This window comes from Streptacidiphilus sp. MAP12-16, assembly GCF_041262165.1.
Classification (GTDB): Bacteria; Actinomycetota; Actinomycetes; order Streptomycetales; family Streptomycetaceae; genus Streptacidiphilus.
In genome coordinates, this window is record NZ_JBGCBY010000008.1 from 62,617 (window position 1) to 86,444 (window position 23,828).

Sequence of the window (23,828 nt, forward strand, 5' to 3'; positions counted from 1 at the left end):
CTATGATCACGGGCATGTCGCGCTACGATCCGTCGGCCTTCCCTCCGTTCGCGGTCACCGTCGACCTGGTGGTGTTGACTGTGCGCGATCACGCCCTGTGTGCGCTGATGGTCCGACGCGGGGAACCGCCCTTCCAGGGGTTCTGGGCGCTCCCCGGCGGGTTTGTGCGCCCTGACGAGGGGCTTATCGAGGCGGCGGCCCGAGAGCTGGCCGAGGAGACCGGACTCCGCACCCACGGCGCGGCCGGCCAGGGGCCGGGAGTCGGTGCGCACCTGGAACAACTGGCCACCTATGGCGACCCCCAGCGGGACCCGCGGATGCGGGTGGTGAGCGTCGCCCATCTGGCGCTCGCCCCCGACCTGCCCACCCCTCGCCCTGGCGGGGACGTCCGCAGCGCCCGCTGGGCCCCCGTCGAGGAGCTGCTCGGCCGCGGCAAGGACGACGGCTTGCTGCTGGCCTTCGACCACACCCGCATCCTCGCCGACGGCGTGGAGCGGGCCCGTTCGAAGATCGAGTACTCCTCGCTCGCCACCGCGTTCTGCCCGGCGGAGTTCACCGTCGGGGAGCTCCGCCAGGTCTACGAGTCCGTCTGGGGCGTGGCGCTCGACCCCCGCAACTTCCACCGCAAGGTCACCGGAACCCCCGGGTTCCTGGTGCCGGCCGGAGGGACGACGACCAGGCAGGGCGGTCGTCCCGCCCAGCTGTTCCGGGCGGGCGACGCGACCGTCCTCAACCCGCCCATGCTCCGCCCTGAAGCCTGAAGCCTGAAGCCTGAAGCCTGAAGCCTGAAGGCCGACGCCTGACGCGCGCACACGCCGTATCGCCAATGCCACGCAAAGTAACTATGTCGGTCTATCGTGCTGGCAACGGGCGGAGGAAGGCTGCGCACCGGCATCGCGAGGTGAAGCGCAATGTTCCAGGCGATCGGACTGACCAAGAGCTATCGCCGGGGGCGTCCCCCCGCGCTGTTCGACGTGTCCTTCGACGCGCGCGAAGGGCAGGTCACCGCACTGCTGGGCCCTGAGGACTCCGGGCGCTCGACCACGCTGAGGCTCGCCCTCGGCCTCGAGAGCGGTCAGGGCGTCGCGCTCTTCGACGGACGGACCTACCGCCGGATCCGCCGACCCGAGCGTGAAGTCGGCACCGTTCTCGGCGCACCGGGCCGTCCGGCCGGGCATCCCGGGCGACGGGCCCGCGCGCATCTGCGGATGATGGCCGCTGCGGCAGGCGTCCCCGCGCGGCGCGCCGACCAGTTGCTGGAGCAGACCAGGCTGGCTCCCGCCGCCGGGCACCGGCTGCGCACCTTCTCGCCCGGAATGACCAGACGGCTCGCACTGGCCGAGGCACTCCTCGGCGACCCCGGAACCCTGCTCCTGGACGAGCCCACCCACGGCCTCTCCCCGAAGAACACCGAGTGGTTCCACGCCTTCCTGCGGGCCTTCGCCGCAGGCGGCGGATCGGTCCTGGTCACCGTACGCAGCCCGCAGGAGGCCGCGGCACTGGCCGATCGGGTGGTCACCCTCGATGGCGGGAGACTCCTCGCTGACCAGCCGATCGCCGAGTTCCTCCGGACCAGGCTGCGCGCCGAGGTCTCCGTGTGCGGCCCCCAGGTGGGCCGCCTCGCGGACCTACTCGCCGAATCCGGGGCGCTGGTTCGCCGAGAGGGTGGCGCCAGGATCTCGGTGTCCGGTGCGACGCGCACCGAGATCGGCGAACTCGCCTTCCGGCACGGCATCCTGCTGCACGAGCTCGCCGACCACGTCGTCGAGGCGCCCCCGCAGCAGAGGGTCGCGCACGCGGCGGCTCCGGTCCCGCAGGCTGCTGGCAGAGTGACGCCCCATGTTGCGGCCCCGAAACCGGCTCCGAAACCGGCCCCGGAGGCGGATGCAGGCGCACGGGTGCGCAGCGACTCGGGCGAGACCGTCGTCGTCCTCACTCCGGGGACAGCCGTTTCCGCGTCGGTGGCGGGCCCCGCGACCACCTCGGTCCGAAACCGCCTCCCGGCGGGCTTCGCCTCGGTGAGTGGACCGCTCTACCGGGACGAGCCCGCCCCGCCCGACGATCGAATCGAGTGATCCCGTGCACGCACTGACCTATGAGCGGCGCAGGCTCACCGGCGTCCGGTCCACCTGGCTGGTCCTCCTCGCGGTGCTGGCGATCGACAGCGCCGTCGCCGTTCTGACGGTTCGCCAGCCCGCGCTCGCGGTCCCCGTCCGGGTGCTGACCGCGGGAGTCCCGTTGCTGCCCCTGCCGGTGGCCGCGCTCGGCGCGGGTGTCGTCGGTGCGTTCTCGTACGGGCAGGAGGTCCGCTACCCGGTGCTGCGGCCGCTGCTGCTCTCCGTCCGACGCCGGGTGGGCCTGCTGGTCGCCAAGCTGATCGTGATCGGTGCCTTCTCCGCGCTGCTCGCCGCCGCGACCCTGGCGCTGGACGGTGTCGTCTACGCGGCCGTGCTGCACCGGACGCCGCCGATCGTCCCCGCTCTCGGCGGATTCGTCGCGCTCGTGGTGACCGGAGGATGGATCGGTCTCCTCGCCGCCGGGCTGCTGCGCAGTGCCGCAGCCGGAATGCTGCTCCTGCTGACGATCCCGGTCATGGTCGAGCCCGTGGTGAGCCTGCTGCGCAGCCGGCAGCTCAGCGGAGGCCTGCCGGGGGTGTCGAGGTGGCACGCGCTGTTCCCCGTGGACACCGGCCATGCGTGGCTCTACGGGCCGCTGAGCGGGCTCCACAGCACAGCTGCGCTGCCACCGCGCGGCTTGCTCGCCCTGGTGGCCGGACCTGTGGTCCTGCTGCTCGCCTGCTACCTCCTGTCGCTGCCCCGACGGCGCGAGGTCTGAGCCCTCACGTCAGAGCCCTCACGTCTGAATGCCCCCACTGTTTGAGCCCCGAAGTCTGAGTTCCGGGCAGGTCGCAGCTGACGCTGAGTGACCGTCAGCGGTCGGGACGCCCCTTCTGGTTGCCATTTTGGTGCGATATACACCGATATGACGTCAATTGTACGGTGACGGGCGATCACCCTTTCGTGTGCTTTTCACGAAAGTCCTCAAGGCGCGGGCCGCCATCGCCGACAAAGGAGAGGTGAGTACCGTTGCGCATCCCCCGATGACCACCGCCCGCCTGTCCGAGACGGCCCGCCCAGGCGCCGGCGAACTGGACCGCTTCCCCGTCGGCGAACGCACCGCCGAGCGGGTCTTCCCCGAGCGCGGCGCACCCGGCCCCTCGCTCCACTGGGACAGTGCCGAACCCGAACTCAGCCGGGCCGGCCGCCGGGCTGCCGGCAGCCGTGGCCGGGGGCTGCACGGCCAACTCGTCCAGCAGCTCGGCCAGATGATCGTTTCCGGTGACCTGGGCGCCGACCGCCCGCTGGTGCCCGAGGAGATCGGCCAGCGTTTCGAGGTGTCCCGCACCGTCGTCCGCGAGTCGCTGCGCGTGCTCGAGGCCAAGGGCTTGGTCAGCGCCCGGCCCAACGTCGGCACCCGGGTGCGCCCGGTCGCCGACTGGAACCTGCTCGACCCCGACATCATCGAGTGGCGCGCCTACGGTCCCCAGCGGGACGACCAGCGCCGCGAGCTGTTCGAGCTGCGCTGGGCCATTGAACCGCTGGCCGCCCGGCTCGCCGCAGGGCACGGCCGGGACGAGATCCACCAGCGCATGGTCGACATGACCGAGATCATGGGGCACGCGGTCAGCCAGGCCGACCAGGTCACCTTCAGCCGCGCCGACAGCGAGTTCCACACGCTGCTGCTGGAGCTCGCCGGGAACCGCATGCTGGAGCACCTCGCGGGCATCGTCGGCTCCGCGCTCACCGTGTCCGGCAGCCCGGTGACCGCCTGCGAACGCCCCTCCGAGCCCTCGGTCGGTCTGCATGCGCGCCTGGTGGAGGCGCTGGGGACCGGCGACGGCACCGCTGCCGAGGCGGCGATGCGCGCGCTGCTCACCGTTCACCCCGAGGTCGACCATGTGGTGCCCGCGCCGCGGGAGCACTGAGCAGCCCGGAGCCTGCGCCAAGTCCGGACCCTGCGCCACAGCCCGGCCCTGCGCCACACCCCGGATCGCCACCGCCCGAACCTGCGACGCAGCCACAGGCCATGCGAGGAGGCCGCCGTCCCGACAAGGACGGCGGCCTCCGGCATGTGGCGCCGGGCAGCCGGCACGGTCAGCCCGGTGGCCCTCCGGGTCACTGGATCAGGCGACTGCCGGAATGACCGCTCATCTCTCGGCGTTCTCCGGGGTAGACGTCTTTCCGGAAGCCTGTCGCGGCCACTGTGACCTGCACCACGAAAGGAAGGCGTAACACTTCTCCGTGCGCAGCGATGTCTACGGAGGTAGCGGCACACCGGAAGTCATGAGCAGTCGCCGGTCGCTCCTTCGTCCCAAGCGCCAGAATGTCTAGTCCCGCAGTTTCCAGAACCCGCCCCTGACGGGTCGGTTTCTGTCCACTCACGTCCGAGAGGTTGTTCGTGTCGGCCAGCACATCCCGTTCGCTCCCCCCCGAAATCGCCGAGTCCACCGCGCTGATGGCACTCATCGAGCGGGGCAAGGCACAGGGGCAGATCGCCGGCGATGACGTGCGCCACGCCTTCGAGGTGGACCAGATCCCGGTCACCAAGTGGAAGAACGTCATGCGCAGCCTCAACCAGGTCCTCGACGAGGAGGGTGTGACGCTGATGGTGAGCGCGGCGGAGTCGTCCGCCCCCAAGCGCCCCCGCAAGAGCGTCGCGGCCAAGAGCACCGCGACCAAGGCGACCGCGACCAAGGCCGTGCCCTCGCGCGCTGCCGCCGCGGCCATCACGACCCGGGCAGCGGCACCCCGCGCCGCCGCCGTGACGACGACGACCAAGGCGGCTGCCGTGGTGAGCTCGGCGAATACGGTAGACGACCTTGACGAGGCGGTGCTGACCGTCGACGAGGTGGCAGCGCCGGCCAAGAAGGCCGTCGCGAAGAAGACGGTCGCCAAGAAGGCGGCCCCGGCGAAGAGGACCGCCGCCAAGAAGACCGCCGCCGGCAAGGCGGGCAAGGCCTCCGACGACGAGGTCGGCGAGGACGAGGCGGCCGAGGAGGCCGGTCCCGAGAAGGCCGACGGTGAGGCGGTCGAGGGCGAGGAGGAGTCGAAGGGCTTCGTCCTCTCCGACGACGACGAGGATGACGCCCCGGCGCAGCAGGTCGCCGTCGCCGGTGCCACCGCCGACCCGGTCAAGGACTACCTCAAGCAGATCGGCAAGGTCCCGCTGCTCAACGCAGAGCAGGAGGTCGAGCTCGCCAAGCGGATCGAGGCCGGTCTCTTCGCCGAGGACAAGCTGGCCGCTGCCGACAAGCTGGCCCCCAAGCTCAAGCGCGAGCTGGAGATCATCGCCGAGGACGGCCGCCGCGCCAAGAACCACCTGCTGGAGGCCAACCTCCGCCTGGTGGTCTCGCTGGCCAAGCGCTACACCGGCCGCGGCATGCTGTTCCTGGACCTGATCCAGGAGGGCAACCTGGGTCTGATCCGCGCGGTCGAGAAGTTCGACTACACCAAGGGCTACAAGTTCTCCACGTACGCCACCTGGTGGATCCGCCAGGCGATCACCCGCGCCATGGCGGACCAGGCCCGCACCATCCGCATCCCGGTGCACATGGTCGAGGTCATCAACAAGCTGGCCCGGGTCCAGCGCCAGATGCTCCAGGACCTGGGCCGCGAGCCCACCCCGGAGGAGCTGGCCAAGGAACTCGACATGACCCCGGAGAAGGTCGTCGAGGTCCAGAAGTACGGCCGCGAGCCCATCTCGCTGCACACCCCCCTCGGCGAGGACGGCGACAGCGAGTTCGGCGACCTCATCGAGGACTCCGAGGCCGTCGTGCCGGCCGACGCGGTCAGCTTCACCCTGCTCCAGGAGCAGCTGCACTCGGTGCTCGACACCTTGAGCGAGCGCGAGGCGGGCGTGGTCTCGATGCGCTTCGGCCTGACGGACGGTCAGCCGAAGACCCTGGACGAGATCGGCAAGGTCTACGGGGTGACCCGCGAGCGGATCCGCCAGATCGAGTCCAAGACCATGTCCAAGCTGCGCCACCCCTCGCGCTCGCAGGTCCTGCGCGACTACCTGGACTGATCCCGACCGGTTGGAGTGATTCCCACCGGCCGTACTGATCTCCACCGGGACGAGGCCGAGGCCCGGAGCGACGAGCTCCGGGCCTCGCCCGTTCCCGTGTACGGGTCGCCTCACACCTCGAAGGCATGTGCTCGACCCCGCTTCGGCGCGCCGACCAGGCACCGAGCGTGATGAAGCCAATACTCTGGGCGGCGCTCATGCGCCGCACGCACCGCGTCCGGCGGGCTGGACAGCGGCGAAAGGCGACGGGTGGCGGTCAAGAAGCGTGCGGTGGAGGAGGCCGGGGCGACCGGGGAGTCGCGGGGGAGGGGACGCAGAGCGCTGCTGGTCCTGCTTGCCGCGCTTCCCGCCGCGGTGGCGACCCTCCCCGCGCCGGCGTACGGGGAAGTGCGCATCGTCGGTGGTGGCACGGCGACCACGGAGCAGCACCCCTGGATGGTCGCTCTGGCCAGCCGCTCGGTGTACGGGGACTACCGGTCCGGCCAGTTCTGCGGTGGAACGCTGGTGTCGCCGACCAAGGTGGTCACCGCGGCGCACTGCCTCTACGACGAGGCGACGATGCGCCCCGCCGACCGCCCCGACCTGAAGGTGCTCGTGGGACGCACCGACCTCTCCAGCTCGGCCGGGGCGGAGGTGCCGGTGTCGCAGGTGTGGATCGACCCGGACTACTCCATGCACACCAACATGTGGGACGTCGCGGTTCTGACGCTCGCCGTGCCCCAGCCGGACCGTGAGGTGCTGCCCCTGGTGGCACAGGGGCAGACGGGCCCGTACCAGCCGGGCACCACGGCCACGGTCTACGGCTGGGGCGACGTCCAGGGAAACGGGCAGTACCCGACGAACCTGCACTCGGTGCAGGTGCCGGTGATCCGGGACACGACCTGCGCGCAGGACTACCCGGGTGGTCCGGACGGAGCCTTCCAGTCCAGCGCCATGGTCTGCGCGGGGGAGCAGAACGTCGGCGGCCGGGACGCGTGTCAGGGCGACAGCGGCGGCCCGCTGGTCGTCGCAGGTCGGCTCGCGGGCCTGGTCTCCTGGGGAACGGGCTGCGCGGAGCCGGGGCACCCCGGGGTGTACACACGAGTGGCCGCCATCGCGGACGCGGTGCGCGGGCAACTGTGACGCCTCACCTACGGGCTCGTTGCCGACCGTCCAGGTGAGCTGACGCAGTGTGAGTTCGGAACTGAAAGAGTGTGACATGCGACACATCAGCCCGGGCGGTGGCCTCTCGGCCACCGCCCGGGCTGATTCCGCTGTTCAGCTCGTCGTCAGAGCTGCCTCCGTCGCAGCCCGGTTGAGCGCCTCAGTGATCCTCTTCGCCCATGGAGGCGGGGACGGCCGTCAGCCGGCCGGTCTCGTCCTGTATGTCAGCTGCGATCTTCTTCAGCTCCGGCTCGAACTTGCGGCCGTGGTGAGCGCAGAAGAGCAGCTCGCCGCCGGATGCCAGCACAACGCGCAGGTAGGCCTGAGCGCCGCACCGGTCGCAGCGGTCTGCTGCGGTCAGCGGGCTCGCGGGGGTCAGAACTGTAGTCACGTCGCCTCTTCTCTAGCTCGACGAGCTGTCGTACCAGGGTCAACATCCAACCAGGCCGAAAACGTTCCCGCTCGCGGCTTTTCTTTTGTGAAGCTCGGGGGTGCGGGTCGGCCCGGCTGCTGAGCCGGGAAGGGGGTCCCCGTCCGGAGGGCGGGGGAGTTTTTCTGTTGTTGGAGAGGACGTGCCCCAAGGCCCAACGGTTCATGCCTGCTGCCGACTATGGCATGTGCCTCACCCGTTCGTGGCTATCGAACGCCCGTACGAGGTGCGCGTAGCATAAGCGCCTGTCAGGTCGGAGCAGAAGCCCCAGCCCAGACACCGGTAGCCTGCATCCCGGCAGCATTGACGCCATGGTGCACTGGTGGCCCGATCCGGAGCCAGGAAAAGAGCCCGTGTTCGCGCTCCGCGTAGCGCCGAACCGGCCCCGCCGGGGTCCGAGCCGGACCCGAGAACGAGGAGTAGTACGCGCGTGACCGCCGAAACGACCGTGCAGACCGCCGCCCTCCGGGGCGCCGGGGGTTCCAGCCACGACGGTTCCAACTACACCGCGCGGCACCTCCTCGTCCTCGAGGGTCTGGAGGCGGTACGCAAGCGGCCCGGCATGTACATCGGCTCCACCGACAGCCGCGGACTGATGCACTGCCTCTGGGAGATCATCGACAACTCCGTGGACGAGGCGCTCGGCGGCCACTGCGACCACATCGACGTCCTGCTGCACGCCGACAACTCGGTCGAGGTCAGGGACAACGGCCGGGGTATCCCGGTCGATGTCGAGCCCAAGACCGGACTGTCCGGTGTCGAGGTGGTGATGACCAAGCTGCACGCGGGCGGCAAGTTCGGCGGCGGCTCCTACGCGGCCTCCGGCGGCCTGCACGGCGTCGGCGCCTCCGTCGTCAACGCGCTCTCCGCGCGCCTGGACGTCGAGGTCGACCGGGTGGGCCACACCCACGCGATCAGCTTCCGCCGCGGCGCCCCCGGCAGCTTCGGCGGCGACGGTCCCGACGACGCCTTCACCCCTGCGGCCGGCTCCGAGGGCGGCCTCACCAAGGTCCGCAAGGCCCCGCGAGGCCGTACCGGTACGCGGGTCCGCTACTGGGCGGACCGGCAGATCTTCCTCAAGGATGCCCGGCTCTCCCTGGAGAACCTGCACGCCCGCGCCCGCCAGACCGCCTTCCTCGTCCCCGGCCTGACCATCGTGGTCCGCGACGAGCGCGCCGTCGACGGTGCCCCCGTCGACGAGCAGACCTTCCGCTTCGACGGCGGCATCGCCGAGTTCTGCGACTTCCTGGCTCCCGACAAGGCCGTCTGCGACACGGTGCGCCTCAACGGTACGGGCACCTTCAAGGAGACCGTGCCGGTTCTCGACGAGCTCGGGCACATGACCCCCACCGAGGTCACTCGCGAGCTGGGGGTGGACATCGCGCTGCGCTGGGGCACCGGCTACGACACGACCCTGCGCTCCTTCGTCAACATCATCGCCACCCCCAAGGGCGGCACCCATGTCGCCGGCTTCGAACGCTCGCTCACCAAGACCGTGGGCGAGGCACTGCGCTCGGCCAAGCTGCTCCGGGTCGCCGAGGACGACGTCACCAAGGACGACGTCACCGAGGGTCTCACCGCGGTCGTGACCGTCCGGCTCGCCGAGCCGCAGTTCGAGGGCCAGACCAAGGAGGTCCTGGGCACGTCCGCGGCGACCCGGATCGTCGCCGCCGTCGTCGCCAAGGAGCTCAAGGCGTTCCTCACCTCGGCGAAGCGCGACGACAAGGCACAGGCTCGCGCCGTCATGGAGAAGGTCGTCGCCGCGGCCCGCACCCGCGTCGCCGCCCGGCAGCACAAGGAGGCCCAGCGTCGGAAGACCGCGCTGGAGACCAGTTCGCTGCCCGCCAAGCTGGCCGACTGCCGCAGCGACGACGTGGACCGCAGCGAGCTGTTCATCGTCGAGGGGGACTCGGCGCTCGGCACCGCCAAGGTCGCGCGCAACTCCGAGTTCCAGGCGCTGCTGCCGATCCGGGGCAAGATCCTCAACGTCCAGAAGGCGTCCGTCTCGGACATGCTCAAGAACACCGAGTGCGCCGCGATCATCCAGGTGATAGGAGCGGGCTCGGGCCGGACCTTCGACATCGACCAGGCCCGCTACGGCAAGATCGTCCTGCTTGCGGACGCCGACGTCGACGGCGCCCACATCCGTACCCTGCTGCTCACCCTGTTCCAGCGGTACATGCGGCCGATGATCGAGGCCGGCCGGGTGTTCTCGGCGGTCCCGCCGCTGCACCGGATCGAGCTCTCCAACCCGCGCAAGGGCCAGGACAAGTACATCTACACCTACTCCGACAGCGAGCTGCGCAACGCGCTGCTCGAACTGCAGCGCAAGGGTCAGCGCTGGAAGGAGCCGGTGCAGCGTTACAAGGGCCTTGGCGAGATGGACGCCGACCAGCTCGCGGAGACCACGCTCGACCCGCGCCACCGGACCCTGCGCCGGATCAACGTCGGGGACCTGGAGGCGGCGGAGCGGGTCTTCGGGCTGCTGATGGGCAATGACGTCGCCCCGCGCAAGGAGTTCATCGTGGACTCGGCCGCTCTGCTCGACCGCTCCCGCATCGACGCCTGACCGGCACCCGAGCGGGCATCGGCCTCGGGCACGCGCCAACGGCCCTCCACCCTCGGGTGGAGGGCCGTCTCCATCTCCCGTTCCACCCCTGCGCCGAGGCTCTGAGCTGCGCGGATCCGTACCTTCGGGAGTGTCGGAGCGAGCCCACCACCTCGGAGCAGGCCATGAACAGCACAGCGAACGTCGCACTGATCATCGCGGTTGTCGGCTACGTCGTCGCCCGCCAGTTCAGCGCTCGGCAGGTCACCGGTGACACCCGGAGGATGCTGATCATCCCGGCGGTCCTCGCTTTCCTCGCCTTCAGGGACCACCACCTGGTGGACCGGGCCCACCCGGGAACCTCCATGACCCTGCTGGTCATCAGCATCGTGCTGGAGGTCGGCGTGGGCTTCGCCTGGGGCTTCACCACCCGGATCTGGCGCGACGAGTCCGGCGGCGTCTGGTCCAAGGGGACCAAGGCCACCCTGGCGGCCTGGATCGGCATGGTCGTCGTGCGGGTGCTGCTGGCCGTGATCGGCTCCGCGCTCGGCGTCGCCACCGGCCAGGGCGCGCTGCTGCTCTCGCTGGCGGCCGTGCTCCTGGTGCGGACCGCCGTGGTCAGCTGGAGGGCACGCGAGCTGCAGCCGTCGTACGGTGTCCCTGCCGCGGGCTGATGGCGACGCAGGACTCGGGTTAGGAACTCGGGGCAGGAACTCGGGGGCCGGAACGCGGGAACCGACGAGGAGCGGCGTGGACAACTGGACCGACTGGCCCTCCCGGGAGGCACTCAACCGGGAGGGCCTCGCGCCTGCCCGGCGCCGGGTGGCGATCGCTGCGCGATACCTCGGCATCGGCGCGGCGATCCTGGCGACCTTCGGGTCCGCGCATCTCCGCGGATGGTCGGTGTGGCTGGTCGCCGGCGCCTCCGTGCTCGGGATGGTCGGATTCTGGGGCTTCCTGGGCAGCGCTCCGAAGATGCGGATCGAGAGGTCGCTCGCCTGGCTGGCCCTGGTTCTGGCGATGGCGATGCTCGCCGTGGCCGTCGGCGCTCCGGTGATCGGGTTGATCTTCGTCTGCGGTATCGCCATGGGTACCGCCCAGCGGATGCCGCTGGTCGTGGCCGTCCCCACGACCGCGCTCGCGACGGTGCTCTTCCTGGTCCTGGTCCCGAAGCCCTCCTCCTGGCTCGGCAATGTCGGGCTCATCGTCGGCCTCGGTGTGATGGGCTATGTGATTCGGTTGGACTGGGAGGCCCGCGCCACCACACAGCGGCTGCTGACCCAGGAACGCGCGGCGCGCGCGGCGGAGGCCGAGTCGGCGGCCCTCGCGGAGCGGGCCAGGATCGCCCGCGAGATCCACGACGTCCTCGCCCACAGCCTCTCCGCTCAACTGGTGCACCTGGAGGCGGCGCGGCTGATGCTCGACGCCGGCGCGGACCGGGCGCAGTTGCGCGAACGAATCGTCGCGGCCCGGCGGATGGCGCAGGACGGCCTGGCCGAGACCCGGCAGGCGCTCTCGGCGCTGCGCGGCGAATTCGCTCCCGTCAGCGAGTTCCTGGAGTCCCTCGCCAGGAACGAGGGGGCTGCGCTGACCGTGGAGGGGGAGCCCCGTCCGCTGGCGGCGGAGGCCGGGGTCGCCGTGCGGCGCACGGTGCAGGAGGCGCTCACCAACGCGCGCAAGCACGCCCCTGGCGCGGTCTGCGCCATTCGGTTGTCGTACCTCGACGGCACGGTCGAGTTGGCAGTGCGCAACGGGGCGGTCGAGGGCCGGCCGATGAGCGAACTGGCTGAGAGCGGGAGCGGATTGGGCCTGCTCGGCATGCGTGAGCGGGCCGAACTGCTGGGCGGGACGCTGGACGCGGGGCCGGATGGCGACGGCTTCAAGGTGCTGCTCACTCTCCCGGTCTGAGGGCCCCGGCGGTTCATCTGATGATGCGTCACCCGGTCGAGGGTGGGCGCGCGCAACGTGCTGTTCTCGCGGCCTTCATGAGGCGTTGCGCAGAACGAGCAATAGGCCCGCTAACGCGGCTAACGCGAGATACAGGGGAAACAGTGACGTAACACGGGGTGACATCTAGCGTCGGTCTTCCTCGACCCCGAGGCAAGAAAGGAGACGGTTTCATGGCTGCGCGAAACATCGTCGCGACAAGCCCGACCGCCGACCGAACCGATCAGGAGAGCGCCCGGATTGAGATTTCCGGGCTCACCAAGCGGTTCCTGACACCCAGCGGTGAGGTGTTCACGGCTCTGCGGGACGTTTCGTTCACCGTGGAGCCGGGCCAGTTCTGCGCGGTGGTCGGTCCGACCGGCTGCGGCAAATCGACAACGCTGAGCATGGTGTCCGGGCTCGACCGGCCGAGCGAGGGCTCGGTCAAGGTCGGCGGCCGCGAAGTGGACGGCATCACGGACGGCGTCAGCTACATGTTCCAGGCCGACGCACTGCTGCCATGGAAGACCGTGCTGGCGAACGTGGCCATGGGCCCGGTCTTCCGCGGAGTCGCCAAGCGGGTGGCACTGGAGTCGGCGCGCGACTGGCTGCGCCGAGTGGGCCTGACCGGGTTCGAGGACCGGTATCCGCACCAACTCTCCGGCGGCATGCGCAAGCGCGTGGCGATGGCCGCGGCACTGATCAACGAGCCGAAGATCCTGCTGATGGACGAGCCGTTCGGCGCGCTCGACGTGCAGACCAAGGCGATCATGTCGAACGAGCTGCTCGGTCTTTGGGAGCAGAGCCGCCCGTCGGTCCTCTTCATCACCCACGACCTGGACGAGGCCGTGGCGCTCGCCGACCGGGTGGTCGTCATGACGTCGGGCCCGGGTTCTGTGAAGGCCGTCTACGACATCGACCTGCCTCGCCCGCGCGGTTCGGTCCAGGAGATCCGCTTCGAGCCCCGCTTCCTCGAACTGCAGCACCAGATCTGGGACACGCTGCGGGAGGAAGTGGAGCGCGCGTACGCACGCACCGCTGGAGGTAAGGCATGAGCACGGCACCCACTGTCCCCACCACATCCGCCGCTCCAGTCGCCGACCGTGCGCAGACATCGGCCGCAGCCGCGGCGAAGAGCGCCTTCCGACGGCGCATCGCCCTGGTCTGGGCTGCCCGTCTCGGCTTCGCGGCCGTGATTCTCGGTGGCTGGCAGGCATTCACCACCTGGGGGATCGTCGACCCGTTCTTCTTCGGGCAGCCCTCCGGTATCTGGTCGCGTCTGATCGACCTCTTCGAGCACGGCACCGAGTTCGGTTCCTTCTACCAGAACATCTGGGTCACGATCGAGGAAGCGCTCATCGGCTTCGCCCTCGGCGCGGTCACCGGCATCCTCCTCGGCGTCCTGTTGGGCCAGAGCCGGTTCCTCTCCGACGTGCTCGGCCCCTACATCAAGATCGTGAACGCGATCCCGCGTATCGTCCTCGGCTCGATCTTCGTGGTCGCCTTCGGTATCGGCCCGACACCGAAGATCCTGCTCGCCGCGGTACTCGTGTTCTTCGTGGTCTTCTTCAACGCCTTCCAGGGCGTCCGCGAGGTCGACCGCAACATCCTCGCCAACGCCAAGGTGCTCGGCGCCTCGCAGATGCAGATCGTCAAGCACGTCATCGTGCCCTCCGCGCTCACCTGGATCATCGCCAGCCTGCACACCGCGTTCGGCTTCGCCATCGTCGGTGCGCTGGTAGGCGAGGTGCTCGGTGCCCAGAACGGTCTCGGCCTCGTCATCAAGACCGCGCAGAACAACTTTGACCCCAACGGGGTGTTCGCGACGATGCTCGTCATCGCGGTCATCGTGCTCGCAGCGGAGTCCCTCATCACCAGGCTCGAGCGGCGGCTGCTCTCGTGGCGCCCGCCGTCGCCCTCCGAAGCCTCGAACGCCATCTGACCCACCGTTGCTCCCCGGCTCCACCCCCACCCCCCACCCGAAAGGAACGTGGCAAGCCATGTTCAAGCGCACCCTCACGGCGTCGTGCGTCGCCCTGCTCGCCCTCGGCACGGCCACCGCCTGTTCGTCCAGCAGTAGTTCCAAGAGCTCCGCCTCCGGCGCCAGTGTGCCGAAGGTGTCGCTGATGGTCGGCGGCATCGACAAGCAGATCTACCTGCCGTACCAGCTGGCCCAGAACCTCGGCTTCTACAAGAAGTACGGCGTCGACGTCACGCTGAGCACCGAGTCCGACGGCGGTGTCGGCGCGGAGGACGCGATGGCCTCGGGGCAGGTCGACATGGCCGGAGCCTGGTACAACCACACCATCGACTTCCAGGCGAAGGGCAAGGCGGTCGAGGACATCGTCCAGCTGTCCGGCGCCCCGGGCGAGCGCGTGATGTGCACCAACGGCAGCAACGTCCACTCGGCCGCCGACTTCAAGGGCAAGACGGTCGGCGTCACCGACCTGGGTTCCGGGACGGACACCCTGACCAAGCTGCTGGCCGCCCAGAAGGGCCTGAAGACCAGCGACTACAGCAGAATCGGCGTCGGCGCGGGTTCGACGGCTGTTGCCGCTCTGCAGAATGGCAAGACCGCCTGCGTCATGACGACGCAGCCGACGGTCACCGCGCTCGAGAAGAAGAACATCGCCTACTCGGCGATCGACCTGGCCACCACCGCGGGCGCCCAGGCCGCGCTCGGCGGCTCCTGGCCGGCGGCCGGCGTCCTCGCCCGGACCGACTGGGTGAACTCCCACAAGGACGCGGCCCAGAAGGTCGTCGACGCACTCGTCGCCACCATGCACTGGATCAACACCCACAGCGCGGCCGACATCGCCAACAACCTGCCGGCGTCGTTCGTGTCGAACACCCTGGTGACCAAGGACGACTACATCACCGCCCTGAACCAGGACAAGGGCCAGTTCCTCCCGGACGGCATCATGCCGGCCGGCGGCCCGAAGACCTCCCTCGCCACCGAGGTGCTGGTCGGCAACGCGACCTCGTCGATAAACCTCGGCACGACGTTCACCAACGACTTCGCTATCGCGGCCAACAAGCTCGAAGGCTTCACCACCACGACCACCCCCGCCGACTCGAACGGCTGAGCAGACTTAGACCGGCCGGCGAATGGGGGGTGGGTGAAGGAGCGGGTCGAGGGCCGAGTCTGGGCGGGGCGGAGGAAGGAGCCACTGCGGAGCACTGGCGACTGACGACAACCCGGCCAGGCGAGAGCCATCGGCCCGCGACGCCGCCCCCCATTCGCCGGTCGGTCTTACACACAGGGACGCCCGGGCGACAGTCGCCCGGGCGTCCCCGCGCGCGGCTAGGGTTGACGGGTGAGCGATAACGCCGTGCGGGTGCTGGTGGCGGACGACCAGAAGGTCGTGCGCGAGGGGATCGTGATGCTGCTCGGGCTGCTGCCGGGGATCGAGGTGGTAGGGGCCGCGGCCGACGGTGAGGAGGCCGTCGAGCTGGCTGCGACGCATCGGCCGGACGTGGTGCTCATGGACCTGCGGATGCCCCGGTGCGACGGGGTGCAGGCCACCCGGCGGATCCGTGCGGCGCACCCCTCGACCGAGGTCGTGGTGCTGACCACCTATGCGGACGACGGCTCGCTGTTCCCCGCGCTGGAGGCCGGCGCACGGGGCTATCTGACCAAGGACGCCGGGGCGGAGGAGATCGCCCGGGCGATCACCGACGTACGGGCGGGCGCAGGCGGTCTGTCGCCGCAGGTCCAGGCCCGGCTGCTGGAGCGGATCGCCGGGTCGGCGGCCCCTGCGGCGACCGCGGCGGCGACCCGCGCGGCCGATCCGCCTTCCGCACCTGCGCCGCCGTCCGCGCCGACGCTGCCGGACGGGTTGACGGCCCGTGAGGTGGAGGTGCTCGCGCTGATCGCCGACGGTCTGTCGAACACCGAGATCGCCACGCAACTGTTCGTCAGCATGGCCACGGTGAAGACCCACATCAACAACCTCTTCGCCAAAACCGGGGTTCGCGACCGGGCCCAGGCGGTCCGATACGCCTACCGGCATGGGCTCTCGGGTAACAGTTAGCCCCCATCACCTGATGGAGTGAACGTCCGCACACCGGACCACACGCGTTCCGGCTGCTCACCATGCTGGAGGCGACGGGTGGGGCTGAAGAGGGGGCTCCCGTCACTCCATCGACGCGGGAGCACAGTTGTTGAGACACCGGGAACGCACAGATACGCCCGCCCCCGACGCGCGTGCGGCCACGCCGCCGGCACAGTCGGAGGAGAAAGGTTTCGACTGGTGGTCGGCGCCGACGCGTCCACGGCCCGAGGAGCCGCCTGACCTGCTCGACGGCGCGCGACTCGCGACGGACTCTGAGGTCACGTCAGAGACCGTGCCGCTGGCTCGAAACGAGCCCGAGGCGGAGCTGGACGCCGGGCTGGACGCGGAGCCGCACCTCGACCTCGCCTGGGACCGGGACCGGGACCGGGAACCGGACCGGGACCAGGTCCAGGACACGGACTCCGAGCCCGAGCCCGATCCCGAGCCTCGCCGGGACCCTCCCTCGATGGTCGAGCCGGACACGGCCCCCAGCTCCGCCGAGATCTACCGCCATGTCCAGGCTGGCGAGGAGTTCCAGGAGATCCGTCGCGAGTACCGCCGCTTCGTCTTCCCGGCCTGCGCCGCCTTCCTCGCCTGGTATCTGCTCTACATCGTCGCCGCCGTCACGCTCCCGGGCCTGATGGGCCGCCAGGTCGCCGGCCCGCTCAACGTGGCCTGGCTGCTGGGCCTGCTGCAGTTCGCCAGCACCTTCCTGATCACCTGGCTGTACGCGAGGCACGCCCGTGACCGGCGTGACCGGGCCGCGCTCGGACTGCGCTGGGAGACCCAGGACCGGCTCCGATGAGTCTCGCACCCGTCTCCGTCAGCCGCCCCCGGGAAGTCGCCATGGCCTCGGGCAGTCACCAGACCCTGGCCACCGGCCTGTTCGTGGTGATCGTGATCGTCACCCTGGGCATCACCGTCTGGGCCGGTCGCCGTAGCCGCGCAGCGGAGGACTTCTACGCGGGGGGACGGGACTTCAGCCCTCTGCAGAACGGTTTCGCCATCTCCGGTGACTACATGTCGGCCGCCTCCTTCCTCGGCGTCACCGGTCTGATCGCCCTGTACGGCTACGACGGCCTGCTCTACACCATCGGCTTTCTGGTGGCCTGGCTGGTGGTGCTGATGCTGGTCGCCGAGCTGGTCCGGAACTGCGGCCGGTACACCCTCGCCGACGTACTGGCGATGCGGATGCGGCAACGCCCGGTACGCGCTGCGGCGGGCATCTCGTCCATCGTGGTGTCGCTGTTCTACCTGCTGGCGCAGATGGTCGGCGCGGGCAGTCTGGTCTCGCTGCTGCTCGGACTGCACTCCGGCCAGGCGCGGGCCTGGGCGATCATCGGCGTGGGAGCGCTGATGGTGGTGTACGTCACGGTCGGCGGGATGAAGGCCACCACCTGGATCCAGATCGTCAAGTGCGTCCTGCTCATCGCCGGCACGGCCATGCTCTGCGTCCTGGTACTGGTCCGCTTCCACGGCGACCTGGGCGCGCTGATGCGTTCGGCCGCCGCAGGCAGCGGCTACGGCGACCGCTACCTCGCGCCCGGTCTCAAGTACGGGGGCAGCGGCACCAACCGGCTCGACTTCGTCAGCCTCGGCCTGGCCCTGGTGCTCGGCACCGGCGGCCTGCCGCACATCCTGGCCCGCTTCTACACCGTTCCCACGGCGCGGGCCGCCCGGCGCTCGGCGATGTGGGCGATCGGCCTGGTCGGTTCGTTCTATCTGATGACCATCGTCCTGGGCCTGGGTGCCGCCGCTCTGGTGGGCTCCACCGCGGTACGGGCGTCGAACGCGGCGGGCAACACCGCCGTACCACTGCTCTCCGAGGTCCTCGGCGGCGGGACGGGCAGCAACGGCGGGGCGGTGCTGTTCGCGCTGACCTCGGCGGTGGCCTTCGCCACGATCCTGGCCGTCGTCGCCGGGCTGACCCTCGCCTCGTCGGCGTCCTTCGCCCATGACCTGTGGGCGCGGGCGTTCCGGCACCAGGACGAGGAGCCGCCGCCGGAGCGCCAGGAGGTCGTGGTCGCCCGGATCGCCGCCGTGGTCATCGGGGCCGTCGCGATCGTGCTGAGCCTGTACGCGCAGAAGCTGAACGTTGCCTTCCTGGTCGGAATCTCCTTCGCCGTCGCGGCCTCCGCGAATCTGCCGACGCTGCTGTTCAACCTCTTCTGGCGGCGCTTCACCACCCGCGGCGCGACCTGGGCGATCTACGGCGGGCTGATCCCGGCGCTGGTGCTGGTGGTGTTCTCACCGGTGGTGTCCGGCAGCCCGGCGGCGATCTTCCCCGACGTGGACTTCCACTGGTTCCCGCTGCAGAACCCCGGTATCGCCTCGATCCCCTGCGGCTTCTTCTTCGGCTGGCTGGGGACGGTCACCTCCCGGGAGAGGGCCGACCGGGATGCCTATGCCGAACTGGAGGTGCGGTCGCTGACCGGCGCCGGCGCGGTGTAGTCCACGGTGTACGCGCCACGTGGCAACCCGGACATGGCAAGGCCCCCGGGCGCGACGGGGGAGGCGCGCCCGGGGGACCGCTCCAGGCTAACCCGCACGGCGTCGGTTCCGTGAGATCTGCTCGTACTGAAGGTTCTGCTCGTTCTGCTCACCGGGGCGGGGGTAGGCAAAGCCGCTCCCACCAGGCACAATCGCCGACACGCGGGTTCGGCGATGGGGCCGGCCCCAAGTCCGGGAGGCCGTCGATGACGCTGCGCGCCAAGCGCCACAGGCTCTCCACTCGCATCCTGGCGGGCCAGCTCGCGATCCTCGCCATCACCAGCGTGATCGGCTTCGTGCTGTTCGCGGTGGCCCAGCGGGCCGAGCTGGACCGGGAGTACGAGCAGCGGGCTCTGGCCATCGCCCAGACCACCGCTGCCGACCCGCAGATCCGCAACGCCATGGAGTACGGCGGCGGGGGCGATGTGGTGCAGACCGTCGCCAACCGGATCGAACACGCGTCCGGAGCTCTCTATGTGGTCGTCGTCGACCTGCACGGGATCAGGCACTCGCACCCGCACCCGGACCTGATCGGGAAACGCGTCGCGGAGCCGATCGCCGACCTCAGCAATCCGGCGATCACCGGCATGGACGACGGTGCCACCGGCCGCTCCGCGAACGGCAGGGCGGCGCTGTTCGGACCGTCCGGCGCCCTCGTCGGCGAGGTCTCGGTCGGTATCGCCGAGAAGAACGTGGTCAGGCAACTGCTCCGGGAGCTGCCGACCTTCGCCCTCTACGCCTCGCTCGCCCTCGCCGTCGGCGCGACGGCCTCCTACCTGCTGGCGCGGCGGCTCAAGCGCAGCACCTTCGGCCTGGAACTGGACGAGATCGCCGGGCTGCTGCAGGACCGTGAGGCGATGCTGCACGGCATCAAGGAGGGCGTGATCGCGCTCGATCCCAAGGGCAGGATCAGCGTCGTCAACGACGAGGCCCGACGGCTGCTGGGCCTGGGCACGGCACTGGGCGCGCGCTTGGACCAGGTACTTCCCCCGGGGCGGCTGCTGCGCGCCCTCGACGGCTCCCTGGTCGGCGACGATCTCACCGTGCTGACCGACAGCCACTGCCTGGCCGTCAACCGGATGCCGGTGGTGCTGCACGGTCGCGAGCTGGGCGCGGTCGTCACCGTCCGCGACCGGACCGAGCTGGTGGGGCTGTTGCGCGAGCTCGACTCGGTGCGCGGCCTCACCGACGCGCTCCGGGCCCAGCAGCACGAGTTCGCCAACCGGATGCACACCCTCGCCGGGCTGCTGGAACTCGGCGAGCAGGAGTCCGCGCTGGAGTACGCCGTCGAGCTCGGCTCCGTCGAGCGGCTGCTGGCGGAGTCGGTGCGGTCCCGCATCGGCAACCCGTTGCTGGTGGGTCTGATCGTCGCCAAGACGGCGGTGGCCGCCGAGCGGGGAGTGCGGCTGATCCTGAGCGAGGACTCGCTGCTCGGGGACCAGCCCGCGCATCTGCGCCGACTGCTGACGATCGTCGGCAATCTGCTCGACAACGCCGTCGACGCGGCGGCGACCGGCCCCGGCCGCTCCGAGGTCCGGCTCGAACTGCTGGAGGGCCCGACGCAGATCACGGTCCGGGTCGCGGACAGCGGTCCCGGGGTCCCCAAGGGGTCCGCTGAGGCCATCTTCGAGGACGGCTGGTCCACTCGGCCCGATCGTGGCACGGCCCGCCGCGGCCTCGGACTGGCGCTGGTCCATCGACTGGTACAGCGCAACGGTGGCACGATCGAGGTGTCGGAAGGGCCGGGGGCCGTGTTCGAGGTGCGGCTGCCGCTGCCCGACGTCCGGCCGGTGCCGGAGGAGGCCGCGTGGGCGACCGGGCTGCCGCCGCTGGTCAGCATGGCAGGAGGAGGTGCTTTCCCGTGAACCGGTCCCTGACGATCCGCACCCTGGTGGTGGACGACGACTTCCGGGTCAGCGGTATCCATGCCGCCTATGTCAACAAGGTCCCCGGCTTCGAGGTGGTCGGTCAGGTCGCGACCGTCGAGGCCGCGCTGGAAGCGGTGCGCACGCAGCGTCCGCACCTGCTGCTGCTCGACGTCTACCTCCCCGACGGCACCGGGCACGACGTGCTGCGCAGGCTCACCACCGAGGCGGCGGCCGAACGTCCCGACGCCGTCATGATCACGGCCGCCCGCGACCTGGGCTCGGTCCGCGAGGCCATGCAGCTCGGTGCGGTCGGCTACCTGGTGAAGCCGTTCGGCTTCGCCGCGCTGTCGGAGAAGCTGGCGGCGTACCAGGACCTGCGGCACCGGATGGCGGCCCTCGGTCCCGCGGCGGAGACCGACCAGGCGGACGTCGACGCCCTCTTCAACGCCGGGCGGCCCGCGCCGCTCCCGGCGGTTCCGGCGAAGGGCCATTCCGCGCCCACCCTGGCGCTGGTCCGCGAGGCCGTCCGCTCCGCCCGCCGCGACCTGTCCGCGGCCGAGGTCGCCGAGCTCACCGGGGTGTCCCGGGCCACGGCGCAGCGCTACCTCTCCTACCTGGTGCGGGAGGGTGCGGCCCGGCTGGAGCTGCGCTACGGCACGACCGGACGGCCCGAGCACCGTTACCGCTCGGCGGGCTGACCTGCTCAGGAAGCCGATGTGAGCTTCCGCACCTCGAAGCGGTCCGGGTTGGTGGGCGACTTGAGGCAGCTCTCGGCGCGGGCGGGTTCGGCAGCGGTGCGGTGGACCTCCGCCGTCCAGCGGCGGCCGTCCTCGTGGGCGACCTGCACCGACCAGGCGTCGTCCGCGACCGTGGACTGACTGATCGTCAGTACCTCGGCGGCGGTCTCGCCGGTCGCCTCGCGCACCGCCAGCTCGGCCACCTGGCCCGGACGGTCCCAGAAGGAACGGCCCCGGCTCCACTCGGTCACCATCCGACCGTCGCGGGTCGCCTCCAGGATGTCCTTCGCGGTGTGCGCGGACAGCCGCCCGTAGGCGTAGCCGTAGGGCAGCACCAGCATGGTTGGGGCGAAGCGGTGGCCGCCGAGGTGGGTGACCTCCCAGACCTGGGCGTGGCCGCCGGCTGCCAACTCGGCGGCGAGCGGACGGCCGAGCAGCGCGCAGCAGCGGTCGCGACGGCCGTTGGTGCACACCAGCGCCAGCGGGTCGCCCTGGTACGCCGTCCCGACGCCGCCGTGCTCGCCCCGGCCCAGCGCGTCGAAGTCCAGGTCGAGCAGGTCGGTCGGGTCCGCCAGTACGTGTTCGCGGACCCAGGACCGCCCGGGGCGGGTGTGGGCCAGGTAGACCTGCCGGGTCGGCGCGGGCGGCGGGTCGGCGTGACGGCCGGGGCGACGGATCAGCGCGATGCGCAGATCCGTCCCGGCGGCGCGGGCTTCGAGGGTGCGGCCGAGGTCCGGATCGAGGTGGCTCTGAGTGAGCGCCCTGGCACCCCAGGGGCCCGGCTGCTCCAGGAGCAGCCAGCTGGCACCCGTGGCGGCTGTACCGCCCAGGGGCTCCGTCAACTCCCTCGAAAGGGTGGTGCATGTGCTCACCTGGCAAGGTTAGCCTTACCGCCCGGCCAACCCCGCCTCGGCCGCCGCGAGGGGGTTCGGCAGCAGCGTCCACCGGTCGCCCGGCGGTGCGCCGTCCAGGCGCATCAGGCTCAACGCCTTGACCGGCAGCGGCTCCTCCAGCAGTGCCCGGCGGTCACCGGGACGCAGCACCACAGCCGCCTTCCCTGCCTCCGCCGCGACGGCCCCCCAGAGGTCGGCCTCCAGCGGGCGGATGCCGCCGCCGAGCGCCGAGACCAGGCTGCTGAACATGCCGCCGACCAGCGACCCGAAGAGCTTGCGGCGCAGCACGGTCGGATCGCCGTCCAGGACGTGGCCGCCGAGGCCGGACAGCCGGACGCCGATCGAGGACAGCCGTTCCGCGCTGACCCGGACGTCGGCGAGGTCCCGGTAGACCAGGCGCACCGGACGGTCCGCCTGGTCCAGCACGACGAGCAGGTTCTGCCCGTGGGCCTCCAACGCGACGCCCCAGTCCAGCAGGCGCAGCAGCGGCGTCCAGACCAGTCCGGCCAGCGCTCCCAGCCACGCCACGGAGTCGGCCGTGTCGAGCGGGTGCTCGGCGAGCGCCGCGAGCGGCACGACCCGTTCGCCCGGACCGGCGTGGACCTCCGGCGACTCGCGCAGCAGCACGGCCAGGTCGGGGCTGGGAGCGCCGCCGACCAGGGCGCTCGCCGCGGCGATGTTGCGAGTGAGCCGCAGGCTGCCGTCCAGCCGGCGGAACAGGTCCTCCAGCAGGGCCGACAGCGGCGCGCTGTTCACCACCGACTCGCCGGAGATGTCGCGGACGGCCGAGGTCATCCGCAGTGACAGGGCGGTCTTGAGGTGCGGACCGCCGTCCACCGGGGCCAGCGTCCGCAGTGACATCAGCGGATGCGCCGGTACTTCACCGTGTGCGGGGCCGAGGCCGAGGCCCGGCAGGACCTCGCGCAGCTGCCAGGGATGCGCCGGCAGCAGCACGCGGTCGCCGTCCCTCAGCCGATCCGGCCAGTCGCCGACCACCACGCAGGACGCCGCCGGTACCGGGACCAGACCCAATGCCACCAGCGGCCGGTGCTCAGGTGCGTACGCCAGCTGGTCCGCGACGCTGAAGCCGGGGCGGCTGCGGCAGCACGGGTGGTACGGGTGCCCGTCCACCACGCTCTGCTCGTAGGCGACCAGGCTGCGCCCGTCCCCGCCCGGTCCGGCCGCGCCGGCCCGGGACAGCGCCAGCGAGGCGACGCTGTGCTCCAGTTCCGCCGCGAAGCCGCCACTGCCCTCGACGACGCGGATCACGTCCGCGGGATGGGTGTACGCCCTGCCGTCCACCCGCACGGTCAACTCGCCTGTGGGCGCCCGCGCATCGTGTCGGCGCACGTCGTAGGAGCGCAGCTCGGGGCCGCGCAGCTGACGGCCGGCCAGCCCCGGCAGGTGCTCGAACCGCATCGAGCGCCACAGTCGCGCCATCACCGCTGCCCGGGCCCCGGGCAGCGCCTCCGTGAACGGCGCGACCAGGTCGGGGCGGACGGCGCGCAGTTCGGCGACGAAGGAGGCTTCCAGCGGACGCGGAAGCGGTGCGGAGTCGGGGTGCATGAGGCAGGCATACCCAGGGTTTGCGGGAGATCACGAGGGGAGAGGCCTCCCAGGATCTGGGGCAGTTCAGTCTGGTGGAAGGATATGC

20 protein-coding genes are annotated in these 23,828 nt (G+C 70.8%); 17 read left to right on the forward strand and 3 right to left on the reverse strand.

All coding sequences use genetic code 11. The annotated features are described in order from the left end of the window. The first annotated feature begins 14 nt into the window (after positions 1-14). The 6 genes from ABIA33_RS12525 (at position 15) to ABIA33_RS12550 (ending at position 7,206) form a co-directional block, all read left to right on the forward strand. A complete protein-coding gene (locus ABIA33_RS12525) occupies positions 15-761 on the forward strand; it encodes an NUDIX domain-containing protein (protein ID WP_370080516.1) in 747 nt (248 codons plus the stop codon). Positions 762-911: 150 nt separating this feature from the next. After that, the gene (locus tag ABIA33_RS12530) at positions 912-2,075 is read left to right on the forward strand and encodes an ATP-binding cassette domain-containing protein (protein WP_370080518.1); all 1,164 of its coding nucleotides are present in this window, start codon (positions 912-914) and stop codon (positions 2,073-2,075) included. A gap of 4 nt (positions 2,076-2,079) precedes the next feature. Then, a complete protein-coding gene (locus ABIA33_RS12535; protein WP_370080520.1) occupies positions 2,080-2,835 on the forward strand; it encodes a hypothetical protein in 756 nt (251 codons plus the stop codon). A 187-nt stretch (positions 2,836-3,022) separates the two neighbouring features. Next, entirely contained in the window at positions 3,023-3,985 is a 963-nt protein-coding gene (locus ABIA33_RS12540) for a FadR/GntR family transcriptional regulator (RefSeq protein ID WP_370080522.1), read from the forward strand. A gap of 473 nt (positions 3,986-4,458) precedes the next feature. Continuing rightward, positions 4,459-6,084 (forward strand): RNA polymerase sigma factor, encoded by a 1,626-nt coding sequence (locus tag ABIA33_RS12545; protein WP_370080524.1) that lies wholly within the window; start codon positions 4,459-4,461, stop codon positions 6,082-6,084. A gap of 249 nt (positions 6,085-6,333) precedes the next feature. Next, positions 6,334-7,206, forward strand: coding sequence for a trypsin-like serine protease (locus tag ABIA33_RS12550; protein WP_370080526.1), 873 nt, complete (start codon positions 6,334-6,336; stop codon positions 7,204-7,206). 181 nt (positions 7,207-7,387) lie between these two features. On the opposite strand, the gene ABIA33_RS12555 is transcribed toward ABIA33_RS12550, so the two are convergent. Then, positions 7,388-7,618: a hypothetical protein gene (locus ABIA33_RS12555; RefSeq protein WP_370080528.1), complete on the reverse strand. Its 231-nt coding sequence runs from the start codon at positions 7,616-7,618 to the stop codon at positions 7,388-7,390. Between the two features lie 469 nt (positions 7,619-8,087). On the opposite strand from ABIA33_RS12555, the gene ABIA33_RS12560 reads away from it, so the two are divergent. The 11 genes from ABIA33_RS12560 (at position 8,088) to ABIA33_RS12610 (ending at position 21,242) form a co-directional block, all read left to right on the forward strand. After that, positions 8,088-10,226, forward strand: coding sequence for a type IIA DNA topoisomerase subunit B (locus tag ABIA33_RS12560; RefSeq protein ID WP_370080530.1), 2,139 nt, complete (start codon positions 8,088-8,090; stop codon positions 10,224-10,226). A gap of 164 nt (positions 10,227-10,390) precedes the next feature. Next, positions 10,391-10,879, forward strand: coding sequence for a DUF1453 domain-containing protein (locus tag ABIA33_RS12565; RefSeq protein WP_370080532.1), 489 nt, complete (start codon positions 10,391-10,393; stop codon positions 10,877-10,879). A gap of 76 nt (positions 10,880-10,955) precedes the next feature. Further along, positions 10,956-12,113, forward strand: coding sequence for a sensor histidine kinase (locus tag ABIA33_RS12570; RefSeq protein WP_370080534.1), 1,158 nt, complete (start codon positions 10,956-10,958; stop codon positions 12,111-12,113). Positions 12,114-12,325: 212 nt separating this feature from the next. Next, the gene (locus tag ABIA33_RS12575) at positions 12,326-13,186 is read left to right on the forward strand and encodes an ABC transporter ATP-binding protein (RefSeq protein ID WP_370080536.1); all 861 of its coding nucleotides are present in this window, start codon (positions 12,326-12,328) and stop codon (positions 13,184-13,186) included. After that, positions 13,183-14,073 carry an ABC transporter permease gene (locus tag ABIA33_RS12580; RefSeq protein ID WP_370080538.1) on the forward strand — a complete coding sequence of 297 codons (891 nt, stop codon included), beginning with the start codon at positions 13,183-13,185 and terminating at the stop codon, positions 14,071-14,073. Before ABIA33_RS12575 ends, ABIA33_RS12580 begins: the two co-directional genes overlap by 4 nt. Before the next feature lie 58 nt (positions 14,074-14,131). Next, complete coding sequence (locus ABIA33_RS12585; protein ID WP_370080540.1) at positions 14,132-15,217, forward strand: ABC transporter substrate-binding protein; 1,086 nt, start codon at positions 14,132-14,134, stop codon at positions 15,215-15,217. A gap of 231 nt (positions 15,218-15,448) precedes the next feature. Then, the gene (locus ABIA33_RS12590; RefSeq protein WP_370080543.1) at positions 15,449-16,165 is read left to right on the forward strand and encodes a response regulator; all 717 of its coding nucleotides are present in this window, start codon (positions 15,449-15,451) and stop codon (positions 16,163-16,165) included. A gap of 313 nt (positions 16,166-16,478) precedes the next feature. Beyond that, complete coding sequence (locus ABIA33_RS12595) at positions 16,479-16,991, forward strand: DUF485 domain-containing protein (RefSeq protein ID WP_370080545.1); 513 nt, start codon at positions 16,479-16,481, stop codon at positions 16,989-16,991. A 41-nt stretch (positions 16,992-17,032) separates the two neighbouring features. Further along, a complete protein-coding gene (locus ABIA33_RS12600; protein WP_370080924.1) occupies positions 17,033-18,637 on the forward strand; it encodes a cation acetate symporter in 1,605 nt (534 codons plus the stop codon). 245 nt (positions 18,638-18,882) lie between these two features. Then, the gene (locus tag ABIA33_RS12605; RefSeq protein ID WP_370080547.1) at positions 18,883-20,541 is read left to right on the forward strand and encodes an ATP-binding protein; all 1,659 of its coding nucleotides are present in this window, start codon (positions 18,883-18,885) and stop codon (positions 20,539-20,541) included. Then, entirely contained in the window at positions 20,538-21,242 is a 705-nt protein-coding gene (locus ABIA33_RS12610) for a response regulator (protein WP_370080549.1), read from the forward strand. Before ABIA33_RS12605 ends, ABIA33_RS12610 begins: the two co-directional genes overlap by 4 nt. 5 nt (positions 21,243-21,247) lie before the next feature. On the opposite strand, the gene ABIA33_RS12615 is transcribed toward ABIA33_RS12610, so the two are convergent. After that, a complete protein-coding gene (locus tag ABIA33_RS12615) occupies positions 21,248-22,153 on the reverse strand; it encodes a sucrase ferredoxin (protein WP_370080551.1) in 906 nt (301 codons plus the stop codon). A 15-nt stretch (positions 22,154-22,168) separates the two neighbouring features. After that, a complete protein-coding gene (locus ABIA33_RS12620; RefSeq protein WP_370080553.1) occupies positions 22,169-23,740 on the reverse strand; it encodes an IucA/IucC family protein in 1,572 nt (523 codons plus the stop codon). Positions 23,741-23,828: the final 88 nt, after the last annotated feature.

What these genes read in the sequence shown, in the direction of transcription:
- ABIA33_RS12565 (WP_370080532.1), top strand. Translation starts at nt 10,391, where the DNA reads ATGAACAGCACAGCGAACGTCGCACTGATCATCGCGGTTGTCGGCTAC.
- ABIA33_RS12605 (WP_370080547.1), top strand. Translation starts at nt 18,883, where the DNA reads ATGACGCTGCGCGCCAAGCGCCACAGGCTCTCCACTCGCATCCTGGCG.
- ABIA33_RS12620 (WP_370080553.1), bottom strand. Translation starts at nt 23,740, where the DNA reads ATGCACCCCGACTCCGCACCGCTTCCGCGTCCGCTGGAAGCCTCCTTC.
- ABIA33_RS12585 (WP_370080540.1), top strand. Translation starts at nt 14,132, where the DNA reads ATGTTCAAGCGCACCCTCACGGCGTCGTGCGTCGCCCTGCTCGCCCTC.
- ABIA33_RS12580 (WP_370080538.1), top strand. Translation starts at nt 13,183, where the DNA reads ATGAGCACGGCACCCACTGTCCCCACCACATCCGCCGCTCCAGTCGCC.
- ABIA33_RS12530 (WP_370080518.1), top strand. Translation starts at nt 912, where the DNA reads ATGTTCCAGGCGATCGGACTGACCAAGAGCTATCGCCGGGGGCGTCCC.
- ABIA33_RS12600 (WP_370080924.1), top strand. Translation starts at nt 17,033, where the DNA reads ATGGCCTCGGGCAGTCACCAGACCCTGGCCACCGGCCTGTTCGTGGTG.
- ABIA33_RS12575 (WP_370080536.1), top strand. Translation starts at nt 12,326, where the DNA reads ATGGCTGCGCGAAACATCGTCGCGACAAGCCCGACCGCCGACCGAACC.
- ABIA33_RS12525 (WP_370080516.1), top strand. Translation starts at nt 15, where the DNA reads ATGTCGCGCTACGATCCGTCGGCCTTCCCTCCGTTCGCGGTCACCGTC.